Origin of the sequence: Paludisphaera mucosa, from assembly GCF_029589435.1 — a bacterium.
Lineage (GTDB): Bacteria > Planctomycetota > Planctomycetia > Isosphaerales > Isosphaeraceae > Paludisphaera > Paludisphaera mucosa.
The window spans coordinates 5,046,125-5,060,506 of sequence record NZ_JARRAG010000002.1 but is presented as its reverse complement, the minus strand read 5'-3'; the positions used below and the strand labels follow the sequence as shown (position 1 = coordinate 5,060,506).

7 protein-coding genes are annotated in these 14,382 nt (G+C 72.6%); 3 read left to right on the top strand and 4 right to left on the bottom strand.

Going from position 1 to position 14,382, the window contains the following annotated elements; genetic code table 11:
* Positions 1-21: 21 nt before the first annotated feature.
* From PZE19_RS29495 to PZE19_RS29485, 3 genes are read right to left on the bottom strand one after another with little or no spacing between them, the layout of a single operon-like run.
* Positions 22-975: an epimerase gene (locus tag PZE19_RS29495; RefSeq protein WP_277864188.1), complete on the bottom strand. Its 954-nt coding sequence runs from the start codon at positions 973-975 to the stop codon at positions 22-24.
* Positions 968-1,930, bottom strand: a complete 963-nt coding sequence (gene rsmA, locus PZE19_RS29490; protein ID WP_277864187.1) for a 16S rRNA (adenine(1518)-N(6)/adenine(1519)-N(6))-dimethyltransferase RsmA — start codon at positions 1,928-1,930, stop codon at positions 968-970. The genes PZE19_RS29495 and rsmA overlap by 8 nt, the downstream gene beginning before the upstream one ends.
* Positions 1,927-2,520, bottom strand: coding sequence for a riboflavin synthase (locus PZE19_RS29485; protein WP_277864186.1), 594 nt, complete (start codon positions 2,518-2,520; stop codon positions 1,927-1,929). The genes rsmA and PZE19_RS29485 overlap by 4 nt, the downstream gene beginning before the upstream one ends.
* 156 nt (positions 2,521-2,676) lie before the next feature.
* On the opposite strand from PZE19_RS29485, the gene PZE19_RS29480 reads away from it, so the two are divergent.
* Positions 2,677-3,585: an aldo/keto reductase gene (locus PZE19_RS29480; RefSeq protein ID WP_277864185.1), complete on the top strand. Its 909-nt coding sequence runs from the start codon at positions 2,677-2,679 to the stop codon at positions 3,583-3,585.
* Between the two features lie 38 nt (positions 3,586-3,623).
* Here PZE19_RS29480 and PZE19_RS29475 read toward each other — a convergent pair whose 3' ends face one another.
* Positions 3,624-4,058 carry a protein-tyrosine phosphatase family protein gene (locus PZE19_RS29475; protein ID WP_277864184.1) on the bottom strand — a complete coding sequence of 145 codons (435 nt, stop codon included), beginning with the start codon at positions 4,056-4,058 and terminating at the stop codon, positions 3,624-3,626.
* Between the two features lie 233 nt (positions 4,059-4,291).
* On the opposite strand from PZE19_RS29475, the gene PZE19_RS29470 reads away from it, so the two are divergent.
* Positions 4,292-5,293: an FkbM family methyltransferase gene (locus tag PZE19_RS29470; RefSeq protein ID WP_277864183.1), complete on the top strand. Its 1,002-nt coding sequence runs from the start codon at positions 4,292-4,294 to the stop codon at positions 5,291-5,293.
* A gap of 162 nt (positions 5,294-5,455) precedes the next feature.
* A complete protein-coding gene (locus PZE19_RS29465) occupies positions 5,456-14,089 on the top strand; it encodes a glycoside hydrolase family 94 protein (protein ID WP_277864182.1) in 8,634 nt (2,877 codons plus the stop codon).
* The last annotated feature ends 293 nt before the right edge of the window (positions 14,090-14,382 follow it).

The following is a 14,382-nucleotide window of genomic DNA, read 5'->3' as shown; positions in this document are numbered from 1 at the left end:
CGACCCCTCCAATCAAGAGCATCAATCGCCCGACGAGCCCAGCAGGTCGCCCAGCGCCTCGTCCAGGCGAGGGAAGCGGAAGGCGAATCCCTCGTCCTCCAGGCGCTTCGAGACTACGAAGCGGCCGTAGAGGGCCAGTTCCGGGTCGGTCCGCAAGAACAGAGGGGCGCCGATTCGGACCATCCACGCGAAGGCCGGCAGGCCGATCGGAATGCCGGCGGCGCGGCGCAGAATCCGCATGAATTCGCGCTGGGGGACGGGGCCGGGGGACGAGGCGATGTAAGGCCCTTGCATCGAAGGATCGTCGAGGCCGCGTTCGAACAGGCGATTCATGTCGGCCTCGTGGATCCAGCTCATCCCCTGCTCGCCCGAGCCGACCCGCCCGCCGAGGCCGAGCCTCGCGAGGAACAAAAGCCGCGCGAGCGCCCCGCCGCCGGCACCGCGGTCGCGACCGACGACGAAGCTCGTCCTCAGGACCACGTCCCGCTGCGAGGGCAGGACGGCCCGGGCGAACTCATCCTCCCACGCCCGGCCGACCGTCGGCGCGAGGCCCAAGCCGAACGGCGAATCCTCGGTGCAGACCACGCAGGGAGGGTCGCCGTAGATGTGCGCGGTGCTCATCTGGACCCAGACGGGCGGCGGCGCGCCGACCGACCGGACGGCCTCGCCCAGGATCCGCGTCGCCTCCACGCGCGAACGCAGGATCTCGTCGCGGTGATCGGGCGTCTTCACGCAGTCGACCGTTCGGCCCGCCAGATTGACCAGGCCGCTCGCGCCGTCCAGCTCGCGTCGCCATTCGCCCAGGGTGCGGCCGTCCCACGCGACGTGCCGCCACGGTCCGATCGGCCTCGGCGGCCGGCGCGATAGGATCACGACCGGCCGGCCGGCCTCCGCGAGATGCGTCGCGAGCGAGACGCCGAGGAACCCGCTCCCGCCGGCGACGACGATGGGTCCTCGCCCGGTCGGCTCAGGCATCGGCCTCGGGCTCCTCGTCACCCTCGTCGGCCGGCTTGACGTCGCCCCAGCTTGCCTTCAGCGCCTTCGCCAGGGCGATCCACTGGGGGACTTCCATCGCCTCGGCGCGAGTCTTCGCGTCGAGGCCCAGGGATTCCACGAGGGCGTCGACGTCGGCCTTCGAGATATGGTCGGGGGCGAGCTTAGCCAGGACGACCCGCAGGACCTTGCGGCGATAGAGGAAGACGTCGCGGACGATCCGGTGGAACCAGACGAGGTCGCCGACGGCCTCGCGCTTCGCGGGGTCGGGGCGGATCACGACGACCGCCGATTCGACCTTGGGGCGGGGCCAGAAGACCGACGGGGGGAGGACGCGGGCGATCTCGATCTCGGCCAGCGCCTGGAGGACGATCGAGAGGGCGCTGTTCTCCGAGCGGCCGGCCCGGGCGGTCATCCGCTCGCCCAGCTCCTTCTGGATGGTGACGACCAGCAGCGCGGGCCGATTGGCGTCGTCGACCATGAGGTTCATGATCAACGGCGTGGCGATGTTGTAGGGGAGGTTGGCGACGAGCTTGTAGGGGCGTCCCTCGCGGCCCCGCGCCAGGGTCTCCAGCACCTCGGGCGCGACGGCGTGCTTGGAGGCCAGGGCGTCGATGTTGAGGATCCGGGCGTTGGGGGCGGCGGCGATGGCCTCGGACGCCAGCGCGGCCATGCCGGGGTCGATCTCGACGGCCAGGACGCGCGCGCCTTTGCCCGCCATGAGCGCCGTGAGCGCACCCGCGCCGGGACCGACCTCCAGCACCATGTCGCCGGGCTCGATCGCCGCCTGCTCGACGATCAGGTCGTGGATGTTCAGGTCGACGAGGAAGTTCTGGCCCAGCCGGTGCCGGGGCGCGATCCCGTGGCGGGCGAACAGGCCCCGGAGGTACGACTGAGTCTGGCGGGCGGGATTGGGCTCGGGCGTGGGCTCGGTCAACGGACCTGCCCCAGCAGCTTCTGGACGTGCTTCGCCAGGACGTCGGCCTCGACGTTGACCCGGTCGCCGGGGGCGAGCGTCCCCAGGGTGGTCACGGCCAGGGTGTGGGGGATGAGCATGATCGAGAACCCCGCCGGCTCGACGTCCACCAGCGTCAGGCTCACGCCGTCGACCGCGATCGACCCCTTGGGGACCATGAGCACGGTCCAGGCCGGGTCGACGTCGAAGGCGAGGAACTCCCAGTCGCCCTCGCGGCGGCGCTCGCGGAGGGTGGCGGTGGCGTCGACGTGGCCCTGGACGATGTGGCCGCCGAGCCGGTCGCCGACGCGGACCGAGCGTTCGAGGTTCACCGGGTCGCCGGCCTTGCGGCCGCCGAGGTTGGTGCGGAGGAGCGTCTCGGGGCCGGCCTGCACCTCGAACCGTTCCGGCGCGGTCGCGACGACCGAGAGGCAGCAGCCGTTGACGGCCACGCTCTCGCCGATCGCCAGGGGGGCGTCGAGCCCCTCCCAGCGGACGGCGAGCCGCTTGCCGCCGGCCTCGTCGGCCACCGCCTCGATCCTTCCCATCGCCTCGACCAGGCCCGTGAACACGTCCTCGACCTCCCAAGTCCTTCTCGCGCGGGATGTTCGACTTTCACATAGTAGCACCGGCCGGGCCGGGATAGAATCGGAGGTCCACGTCGGCGGACGGATTCCGTCGCCTTGCCCGGATCGAAATTCCACGAAACGAACGGGGGACCCCGACCCATGACGCCCGCTCTCAACCGCCGCGACTTCCTGGCCACCACCGCGTCCGCCGCGGCGCTCGCCGCGACCGCCGGCGCCGGGACGTCCCGCGCCGCCGCGACCTTCGCCAAGAACGCCCTGCCCGCCGGCCCGCAGGCCCGCGTGACCCTGGGCAAGACGGGGATCGAGACCTCGCTCATCGGCATGGGGAGCGGCACCGTCGGCGGCGGCCAGTCGAGCAACCAGACCAAGCTGGGCGTCAAGGGCTTCACCAAGGTCGTCCGCCACGCGCTCGACCACGGCGTCACCCTGTTCGACGTCGCCGACCAGTACGGCTCGCACGTCTACCTGCGCGAGGCCCTCAAGGGCGTCCCACGCGAGAAGTACCAGATCCAGACCAAGACCCACGCCACCGACGCCGTCACCGCCCGCGACCACCTGCAGCGCTACCGGCTGGAGTTGGGCGTCGACTACATCGACATCCTCCTGCTGCACTGCATGACGAAGACCGGCTGGGACCACGAGCACACCGGCGCGATGGAAGCCCTGATGCAGGCCAAGGAGGAGAAGCTGATCCGCGCCCACGGCACGAGCTGCCACGGCATGGACCCGCTGCGGACCTCCGCCAAGCTGCCGTTCGTCGAGGTCGACCTCGCCCGGATCAACCCCGAAGGGCTGATCATGGACGACAAGAAGCCCGACGAGGTCGCCTCGGTCCTCGAGGAGATGCACACCGCCGGCAAGGGCGTCATCGGCATGAAGATCCTCGGCGAAGGCCGGATCACCGAGCCCGCCAAGATCGACGCCTCGCTCCGCTTCGTCCTGGGGCTGGGCACCGTCGACGCCTACATCATCGGCTTCCAGTCCACGGACCAGGTCGACGACATCCTCAAGCGGACCGAGGCCGCCATCGGCGCCCTCAAGGCCTGAGCCTTGCTCTTCCGACCTTCTCGGCCGCCGCCCCCCCCTCAAGGGCCGGCGGCCGGGACCGGCGGGACGGCGGCCAGGATGTCGCGCCAGGGCGCAGGCGAGACGTCCGCGGGCCCGACCCAGGCGACGATCGCCAGCCCCGCCTCGGGCGCGATCCCGCGGACCAGCGCGACCGCCGCGCCCGCGACGGCCGGCGATCGGCTCATGCCGGCCCCGCAGCAGACCAGCGTGGGGACCCCGTCCCGGATCAGCCCGGCGACGGCCCGCACCGCCGAGCGCAGCAGCCACGCGGGGTTGCCCTCGCCGTCGACGAGCGGGAAGCGGCACGAGACCAGCGCGCGGCCGAGCGGCGAAGGCGGCTCGTCGAGCGCCAGGTCGACGACCGCCTCGACGCCGGCCTCCGCCAGCGCCCTCGGGTCGCGCAGCGCGGCCACGGGGCCCAGCCAGAGCGGATGTTCGGGGATGCGTCTCACGGGCGTCTCCGTCCTCGGGGCGAGGGTGCGCCTCCAGCATACGATCGCGACAGCCGATGAGTCCACGGCGTCGGTCGTTGCGTCGACCCGCACCTTGGTTATATAATGCTCGTCCCAAGTTTGATGAAAATGTCGTCATTCCAGTGCTGAGTTGAGAGACCGGCCGCTTTGCAGGCTCGCGCGACGAGCCCGCGGCGCGGACTCTCGATGCTCCTGAATCGAAGGGTCAAGAGATGGCCGACGCCCAAGGAATCTCGCAGGGGACCAAGACCCTGGCGTTCGCGATGCGACGATTCCCGCTGAGCATCCGCAAGACGTGGTGGTGGTGGGAGCAGCTTTACCGCAAGATCGGGGGCGGGGGCTTCGACGACGACCCCGAGACCGACGCCAGGTGGCCGGGTGGCCTGCAGGCCCCCATCGTCACCCGCCCTTACGGCTTCAAGGTGCGCCTGGACCTCCGCCTCTGGCCCGAGCGTCGCACGTACTTCAGCGGCTCCTACTACCAGACGTCGCTCGAGTACCTTTACCGCGCCGTGCTCCGTCCCGGAGACCAGTACCTCGACATCGGCGCCAACATCGGCATGACGTCGTTGATGGCGGCGAGCCTGATCGGCGATCGGGGCAAGGGCTTCGCGTTCGAGCCCAACCCCGAGACGTTCGACCGGCTGCGGATCAACTTCGACCTGAACCCGTACCGCAACATCGAGCTGGTCCCTTGCGCCGTGGCCGACGTCGAGTCGGAGGCCGTCCTGAGCCTGCCCGCCGAGGGCAATACCGGCATCGGCTCGCTCGCGGGGTCGCCGGAGGAGGGGGGCCGGTCGTTCAAGGTCCGTACGGTCCCGGGCCAACGATACCTGGACCAGCTCGACCGGTCCCGGCCGACGTTCGTCAAGGTCGACGTGGAGGGCTTCGAGGTCAAGGTCCTCAGCGGGATCCGGTCGGCCCTCGACTGGCCGGAGATCGGCCTGGTGCTCGAGGTGAACGAGTCGATGCTCCAACGCGCGGGCGACTCCGTCGCCGCCATGGACGAGCTGGTGAAGGCCCACGGGTTCGAGGTGTACGGCATGGACATGCACCAGACCCGTTTCGACAGGACCCTGACGATCGACGGGCCGGTCGAGCTCGCCGACCCGAGCACCCGCAGGTGGGCGGACGTCCTGCTCCTGAAGCCGGGGACGACCTTCCGAGAACGACTCGCCCCCCTGATCCGCCCCGCGGCGGGCCGGACCGCCTGACTCGGCCGCGACCGGAACGCGCGGCGCGGGGTCGCCGCCGGGCCCGCGACGGCGACCGCGACGCCCCGGTTTATGGTAGGATCCGGGGGACGGGGTCGCGGGGCGGTCGGGGCCGGGGCGAATCCGGCCCGGCGGGCGGGCAGCGGGGATGAGAACGACGGCATGAGCGCAACGTATTTGGGGGGGCCCTCGTCCGCGACGGCGACGGACGGCGGGGAGGGGGCGTGGATCGAACTCCTGGACCCCCGCCGCGCGGGCCCGATCCGCGGCGAGCTGCTGGGGACGGACCGGCTGGAGCGGCTGGCGCGGGCGCTCGCCGGGGCGGGCGTCACGGCGCGTCGCCGGCGGGCGGGCAGCCCGCTGTTGAAGCGGTTCGCCGACAACGGCAAGGTCCTCGAACAGGTCCACGCCCGGATCGTCGCCGGCGACGAGCACGCGCGCGGGATCGACGTCGAGTGGCTCCTGGACAACTTCCACATCGTCGACGAGGTGCTGAAGGAGGTCCGCCGCGACATGCCCCAGGGCTATGACGCGGTCCTCCCCAAGCTGGCCGCCACGCCGCTGAAGGGCTATCCCCGGGCCTACGCGATCGCCATCGCCCTGGCGGCGCACACCGACGCCGAGTTCGACGAGGCCCGGCTCAACCGCTTCGTCGCCGCCTTCCAGCAGGAGTCTCCGCTCACCATCGGCGAGCTCTGGGCCCTGCCGACCATGCTCCGCCTGGTCCTCCTGGAGAACCTGCGGCGACTGGCCGAGGAGATGGTCTGGTCGTGGCGCGAGCGGCGCCGGGCCGACGCGTGGCTCGCCGCGGCCGAGGCCGAACGGCCCGCGATCGGTGAGCCGTCGGGCCCGTTCGTCGCCCGCCTGATGCAGGCCCCGCGCGCCCCGGGGACGACGGCGCCCGCCGCCGCCGCCGTCCACGACCGACTCAAGGCCCGGGGGATCGACGTCGACGACCTCGTCGGCCGCGAGAACCACCGCCAGGCGGCGAACCAGGTGACCGTCGGCAACTCGGTCGTCAGCCTCCGGCTGCTCTCGGCCGTCGACTGGAACGCCTTCTTCGAGCAGCAGAGCCTCGTCCAGAAGATCCTGCTGGACGACCCCTCGGGCTCGTACGCGCTGCAGGACTTCGCGACCTGCGACCGCTGCCGCAAGGTCGTCGAGAGGACCGCGCGAGGGTCGAAGGCCGACGAGCTGGCCGTCGCCCGCCGCGCCGTCGAGCTGGCCGCCGGGGCCGACCCGTCCGACCACCGTCGCCGTCACGTCGGCTACTGGCTGCTCGAGGACGGGCTCAAGGACCTCCGCGCGAGCTTCCCCTACCGCGGCCCCCGGGTCGAGCGGCTGCAGGAGGCGGCCCGCGCGCACCCGCACGTCGTGTACTTCGGGTCGATCGTCGCGACCTGGCTCGTGATCGCCTCGGCCTGCGTCTGGATCGCCGGGGCCGCGTCGTTCGGGACGCTCGGCCTGCTCGCGTTCCTGGCCCTCCTCGCGATGCCGGTGGGCGAGGTGGCCGTCGGCTTCATCAACCACACCCTGACGATCGTGATGCCGCCCAAGGTCCTCGCCAAGCTGGAGTTCAAGAAGGGGATCCCCGACGAGCACCGGACGTTCGTGGTCATCCCGACGATGCTGATCCGGCCGCACCACGCCGCGGGCCTGCTGGAACGGCTGGAGATCCACTACCTCTCCAACCCCGACCCCAACCTGCGGTTCGCCCTGCTGACCGACTTCGCCGACGCCCCCAGCGAGCACATGCCCAACGACCAGGCCCTGATCGACGACGCCCTGGAACGCGTGCGGGCCCTGAACGCGCGGTACGCCTCGACGTCGGGCGGCGAGGACCTCTTCTACATCTTCCACCGGCGGCGGCTCTGGAACCCGTCGCAGGGGTCGTGGATGGGCTGGGAGCGCAAACGCGGCAAGCTCTCGGAGTTCAACAAGCTCTTGCGCGGGGACGTCGCCGGCGGCAGCTACGACGTCTTCAGCGTCGACCCCGCGACGCTGCCGCACTTCCGGTTCGTGATCACGCTCGACTCCGACACCCAGATGCCGCGCGACACGGCGATGCGGCTGGTGGGCACGATCGCGCACCCGCTCAACCGGCCCCGGTTCGACGCGGCGAGCGGGCGGGTGGTCGAGGGCTACGGCGTGCTCCAGCCCCGGGTGAACTTCCACCTGACGGCCGCGACGCACTCGTATTTCGCCCGCCTGCTGGCGTCGGGGGGCGGCATCGACCCGTACTCGACGGCCGCCTCGGATTCGTACATGGACCTGTACGGGATCGGCAGCTTCACGGGCAAGGGGGTCTACGAGGTCGACGCCTTCGAGCGGGCCACGGGCGAGATCTTCCCCGAGAACCGGATCCTCAGCCACGACCTGATCGAGGGCAACTACGCCCGCTGCGGCCTGCTGAGCGACACCGAGGTCTTCGACGACTTCCCGGCCCGCTACCACGCCTACGCGCGTCGCGAGCACCGCTGGATCCGGGGCGACTGGCAGCTCCTGCCGTGGCTCGGCCCGAACGTCCCGCTGCCGGGCGGGAAGACCCGGCCCAACCCGCTGCCGACGCTCGAGCGCTGGAAGCTGCTGGACAACCTGCGCCGCAGCCTGGTCGCGCCGGCGATCGTCCTGATGCTGGCCCTCGGCTGGACCGTCATGCCGGGCTCGCCCTGGCTCTGGACGGGCGTGGCGCTGCTGGTCCTGGCCCAGCCGGTCCTCAAGTGGCTCACGGCGACGACCGTGGGCGCGATCCGCAGCGCCTCGATCGGGCCGTTCCGGGGCTGGTGGGAGAGCGTCTATTCGCTGGGCGGCCAGTCGCTCCTGTCGCTGGCCTTCCTGCCCGACCAGGCCCGGCAGGCGGTCGACGCGATCGTGCGGACCCTGTACCGCCAGTACGTGAGCCATGAGCGGATGTTGGAGTGGGAGACGGCCGCGTCGACCGAGCAGCGGTTGGGCGGCGGCCTGGGCGACTTCGTCCGATCGATGTGGCAGGCGCCGGCGGTGGCGATCTTGATCCTGGCGGCGGTCGCCTGGCTGCGGCCGGAGTCGCTCTGGTGCGCCGCGCCGATCCTGCTGGCCTGGCTCCTCTCGCCGCTCGTGGCCTACGGGATCAGCCGCCCCCTGCCCTCGACCGAGGTGCCCCTGGGCGCCGAGCCGCGTCGGGCGCTGCGACGCCTGGCGCGGAAGACCTGGCGGTACTTCGAGACCTTCGTCGGCGACGAGGACCACTGGCTGCCGCCCGACAACTTCCAGGAGGTCCCCGACGGCCGCGTCGCGCATCGGACGTCGCCCACCAACAAGGGGCTGCTGCTGATCTCGACGCTGTCGGCCCACGACCTGGGCTTCCTGTCGCTGGGGACGATGCTCGACCGCCTGGAGCGGACCTTCGACACCCTGGACCGGCTCGAACGCCACTGGGGCCACTTCTACAACTGGTACCAGACGCAGACGCTCGAGGCGCTGCCGCCGCTCTACATCTCGACGGTCGACAGCGGCAACCTGCTGGGTTGCCTGGTCGCCCTGCGGCAGGGGCTGATCGAGAAGGCCGGCGAGCCGATCGTCGGCCCGGCCGTCGCGGAGGGGTTGGCCGACGCGCTGAACCTGGCGCTGGAGGTCGGCGGCCTCGACGCCTCGCGGCTGCGGGCGCTGCTCGACGCGCCGCCGGCGGACGTCCCCGGCTGGCGGAGCTGGCTCGACCGCGTGGAGGCCGAGGCCGAGCGGCTGAACGACGCGGTCGCGGCCGAGGCCGGGCGTCGCGAGGGCGACTTCGCCGCGGCCAAGATCTGGGGCCGGAAGCTGCTGGAGCAGGTCCGCGACCACCGCCGACAGCTCGACGCCCTGACCGGCGGGGAGGCGTTCCCGGCCGGGGCGGCGGCCCCGACGCTGAAGACGCTCGCGGCCTCGCGGCCCGCGGCGGCCGTGCTGGCCGGGCGGCTCTCGGCGCTGGCCGATCGGGCCGACGCGATGGGCCGGGAGATGGACTTCCGCCCGCTCTACAAGAAGGAGAAGCACCTCTACGCGATCGGCTGCAACCTGTCGCAGGGGCGGCTCGACGGCGCCTGCTACGACCTGCTGGCGTCGGAGTCGTGCCTGACGAGCTACCTGACGATCGCCCGCGGCGAGGCCCCCCGCAAGCACTGGTTCCAGCTCGGCCGGCCGTTCGTCCGCGCGGCCGGGCGGATCGGCCTGATCTCGTGGGGCGGGACGATGTTCGAGTACCTCATGCCCCGGCTGCTGCTCAAGAGCCTGTCCAACACGGTGCTCTCCGAGGCCTGCCGCGCGGCCGTCGCGCGGCAGATCGAGTACGGCGGCCAGCTCGGGCTGCCTTGGGGGATCTCGGAATCGGCCTTCTCGGCCCAGTACGCCGACGGCGACTACCGCTACCAGGCGTTCGGCGCGCCCGGCCTGGGGATCAAGCAGGGCCTCGACGAGGACCGGGTGATCGCGCCGTACGCGACCGCGATGGCCACGATGATCGCCCCCGCCGCGGCCGTCGAGAACCTCAAGCGGCTGACGTCCGAGGGCGCCGAGGGCCCCTTCGGCTGGTACGAGGCGGTCGACTACACGCCCTCGCGGCTCGCGCCCGGCCAGCACTCGGTGGTCGTCCGGTCGTACATGAGCCACCACCAGGGGATGAGCCTGGTGGCAGCCGCCAACGTCGTGCTCGGCGACCTCATGCCGCGGCGGTTCCACGCCGAGCCCATGGTCCGCGCCGCCGAGCTGCTCCTTCAAGAACGCGTGCCCCGCGACACGCCGCTGGTGGACCTGGACGCCGACTACGGCCAGGGGGCAGACGCCGAAGGGGCGGGCGGCGCGCCGGCGGCCGAGCAGCCCCCCGCGCCGAGCTTCCTCAGCCGCAGGTTGACGACCCCCGCGACGGCCGCGCCTCGCACCCACCTGCTCTCCAACGCCCAGTACCACGTGATGATCACCAACGCCGGCGCGGGCGCCAGCTCGTGCCGCGGGTTCGCCGTGACCCGTTGGCGCGAGGACCCGGCGCGGGAGGCGTACGGCCAGTTCCTCTACATCCGCGACGTCGCCAGCGGCCTGGTCTGGTCGGCGGGGTTCCAGCCGGTCTGCCGGCCGGCCGACGAGGACGAGATCGTCTTCGCCGCCGACAAGGCGACGTTCCGCCGCCGCGACGGCTCGGTCGAGAGCCTGCTGGAGGTGACCGTCTCGCCCGAGCAGTTCGCCGAGGTCCGCCGCCTGACCCTGTTCAACCACGGCTCGAAGCCGAGGGAGCTGGACGTCACCAGCTACGCCGAGGTCGTCCTGGCCCGCCACGACGCCGACCTGGCGCACCCCGCGTTCCACAAGCTGTTCCTGGAGACGGAATGGCTCCCCGGATCGGCGGCCCTGCTCTGCCGGCGGCGGCCGCGGTCGCCGCACGAGGAGCCCCTCTGGGCCGTCCACGTCCTGGCCGTCGACGGCTCTTCCGCGGGCTGCACGCTCGTCGGCGAGGCGACGTTCGAGACCGACCGCGAGCGGTTCCTGGGCCGGGGCCGGACCGTCGCCGACCCGGCGGCGCTCGACCCGGGCGAGGCGCTCTCGGGGTCGGTCGGGCCGGTGCTCGACCCGATCTTCAGCCTCCGCCGCCGCCTGACGCTGGCGCCGGGCGGCACGGTCGTCCTGGCGTTCACGACGGCCGTCGCCGAGAACCGAGCGGGGGCCGTCGCGCTGGCCGACCAGTACCACGGCCCCAGCGCCTCGGCCCGCGCCTTCGAGATGGCCTGGGCCCACCGCCAGGCCGAGAACGGCCAGCGCGGCTGGTCGGCCGAGGAGGCGCACCTGTTCCAGCGCCTGGCCTCGCACCTGATCTTCGCCGGCCCGGCCCTGCGCGCCCGGCCGCCGGCCCCCGACCCGGTCGAGCCCGCCCCCCGGGTGCTCGCCCGCCACGGCGTCGGCCTGGGGCTGCCGATCGTGCTGGCGCGGATCGCCGACGCGCCCGAGCTGTCGCTGGCCCGCCAGCTCATGGCGGGGCAGGCGTATCTCCGCCTCAAGGGCCTGGAGTTCGACCTGGTGTTCCTCGACGACGCCCCGGCCCCCGGCCTGGGCGGGCCGCTCGACGCCGCGGCCCGCGAGGTCGGCGTCGCCGGACGCGTGAACCAGCCGGGCGGGATCCACGTCGTCCCCGGCGCCGCCCTCGACCCCGCCGCGCGGGGGACGCTGGCCGCGGCCGCCCGCGTGATCCTCGACGCCGCCGACGGGCCGCTGGCCGACCAGCTCGAGGCCGTCGACTGGAGCCCGGAACTCCCCGAGCTGCTCACCGCCTCGCCCCCGACCACGCCGCGGCGCGACGAGCCCGTGACGGCGCCCGACGGCCTCCTCTTCCCCAACGGCCTCGGCGGCTTCACGCCGGACGGCCGCGAGTACTGCATCCTCATCGACACGCCCGGCCGGCCCGACGGCAACGGCGCATCGGCCGCGCGCCAGCCGCTGCCCCGGCCGGCGCTCGCCCCCCTGCCCTGGAGCAACGTGATCGCCAACCCGACGATCGGGTTTTTGGTCACCGAGGGGGGCTCGCAGGCGACCTGGGCGGGGAACAGCCAGGCGAACCGGCTGACCGCCTGGAGCAACGACCCGGTCTCCGACCCCTCCGCCGAGGTCGTCTACCTCCGCGACGAGGAGGCCGGCCAGGTCTGGTGCCCCACGCCCCTGCCCATCCCCTCGGCCGGCGCGGTCCTCGTCCGCCACGGCCAGGGCCGCACGACGTTCGAACGCAACAGCCACGGGATCGAGCACCGGCTCGACGTCTACGTCGACCCCGAGCGGCCCGTCAAGTACCTCCGCCTCCGCCTCAAGAACCCGGGGACGACGCCGCGGAAGCTCTCCGCGACCTTCTACGCCGAGTGGGTGCTGGGGACGACCCGCGACCGCTCGGCCATGCACGTCGTCACCGCCGTCGACGCCGAGACCGGAGCGCTCACGGCCCGCAACGCCCTCCGCGAGGATTTCGCCGCCGGCGTCGCGTTCCTCGACGTCGACCGCCGGCCGCGGACCGTCACCGGCGACCGGGGCGAGTTCCTGGGCCGCCACGGCTCGATCGCCAACCCCTCGGCCCTCGGCCAGGTCGCCCTCTCCGGCCGCGTCGGCGCGGGGCTCGACCCCTGCGGCGCGGTCCAGACGAAGCTCGACCTGGGCCCCGGCGAGTCGCTCGAGGTCGTCTTCCTGCTGGGCTGGGCCGACGCCCCCGGCCAGGTCCGCGAGCTGCTGGCCCACGTCCGGAACGTCGGCGCGGCCGCCGCGCTCGAAGGGGCGACGGCCCGCTGGGACGAACTCCTGGGCGCCGTCCAGGTCCGCACCCCGGAGCCGTCGTTCGACCTGCTGATCAACCGCTGGCTGCTGTACCAGACGACGAGCTGCCGGCTCTGGGGGCGGACCGCGTTCTCGCAGTCGGGCGGGGCCTTCGGCTTCCGCGACCAGCTCCAGGACGCCCTGGCCCTCTTGCACGCCGCGCCCGGCCTGGCGCGCGAGCAGGTCCTGCTGCACGCCTCGCGGCAGTTCGTCGAGGGCGACGTCCAGCACTGGTGGCACCCGCCCGCGGGCCGGGGGGTGCGCACGCGGTACTCGGACGACTACCTCTGGCTGCCGTTCGTCGCCTCGCGATACGTCGAGACGACCGGCGACCGCGGCGTGCTCGACGTCGAGGTCCCGTTCCTCGAAGCCCCCGCGCTCGCGCCCGGCCAGGAGGACGACTACCGGCTGCCGAGCGTCGCCTCGGCCGCCGGTTCGCTCTACGAGCACTGCGTCCGGGCGCTCGACCGCTCGAGCCCTCGGGGCGCCCACGGCCTGCCCCTGATGGGCGGGGGCGACTGGAACGACGGCATGAACCGCGTGGGGGTCGAGGGGAAGGGCGAGAGCGTCTGGCTCGCCTGGTTCCTGAGCGTCGTCCTCCGCCGCTTCGCCCCGATCGCCGAGGCGCGCGGCGACGCGGACCGCGCCCGCCGCTGGCGGTCCCAGGCCGACGCCCTGGTCGCGGCGGCCGAATCCCACGCCTGGGACGGCGGCTGGTATCGCCGCGCCTACTTCGACGACGGCTCGCCGCTGGGCTCGGCCGCGAACGCCGAGTGCCGGATCGACTCGCTGGCCCAGTCGTGGTCCGTCTTCGCCGGCGCGGACGCGTCCCGTTCGGCCCGGGCCCTCGACGCCGTCGAGGCGCAGCTCGTGCGCGAGGCCGACCGGCTCGTCCTGCTGCTCGCCCCCCCCTTCGACCGGTCGAAGCCGAGCCCGGGCTACATCCAGGGCTACGTCCCCGGCACCCGCGAGAACGGGGCCCAATACACCCACGCCGCCGCCTGGGTCGTCCAGGCCGCAGCCGGGTTGGGGCGGGGGGAATCGGCCCTGAAATGGTTCGAGCACCTCGACCCGATCCGCCACACCCTTTGTAAGGATGACTTCCGGCGTTACAAAGGTGAGCCCTACGCCCTGGCCGGCGACGTCTTCGGCAAGGCCCCTCACCTCGGCCGCGTCGGCTGGACCTGGTACACGGGCGCGGCGGGATGGCTCTACCAGGCGGGCCTGGAAAGCATCCTCGGCGTGAGACGCCGCGGCGACCGCCTGAGCCTCGACCCGCGCATCCCCTCATCGTGGGAACGCTTCCAGGTCGACTACCGCTTCGGCGCGACCCGCTACGAGATCCACGTCCTCAACCCCGACGCACGCGAGCGTGGGCGGACGCGAGTCGCCATCGACGGCGTCATTCAGGAGACGGCCGAGATCCCCCTCGTCGACGACGGCCGTCATCGTTATGTGGAAATCGTTATGTTTCCACTTGATGATGACGCTGTGGGTGCATGATTTCTGAGCACGTCGCCCGAATTCGTCTCAACGGCCCGCCCCAGCTGGAGGGCGGCCGTTTTCGTCCAGGACCTCCGTCATCCCGGGCGCTGCCGCCCACCCCAAGGCGCAGGGCCGACCGCCGTCCCCTGGATCTCGCGATCGAGCGGGGGACGACGGTCGGGCGTTTTCGATCGCAAGTCCAGGCGGGCCGCGGGGCTTCACGCCTGAATATATTGCTTGCATGGAAGACTGCAAGCGTCGATTCATCCGATGGTCGCGCCGCAGGGGGAGAGATGCGGCGACGCCGGGCG

Coding starts and splice junctions, on each gene's coding strand:
- PZE19_RS29470 (WP_277864183.1), top strand. CDS start 4,292: ATGGCCGACGCCCAAGGAATCTCGCAGGGGACCAAGACCCTGGCGTTC.
- PZE19_RS29495 (WP_277864188.1), bottom strand. CDS start 975: ATGCCTGAGCCGACCGGGCGAGGACCCATCGTCGTCGCCGGCGGGAGC.
- PZE19_RS29480 (WP_277864185.1), top strand. CDS start 2,677: ATGACGCCCGCTCTCAACCGCCGCGACTTCCTGGCCACCACCGCGTCC.
- PZE19_RS29465 (WP_277864182.1), top strand. CDS start 5,456: ATGAGCGCAACGTATTTGGGGGGGCCCTCGTCCGCGACGGCGACGGAC.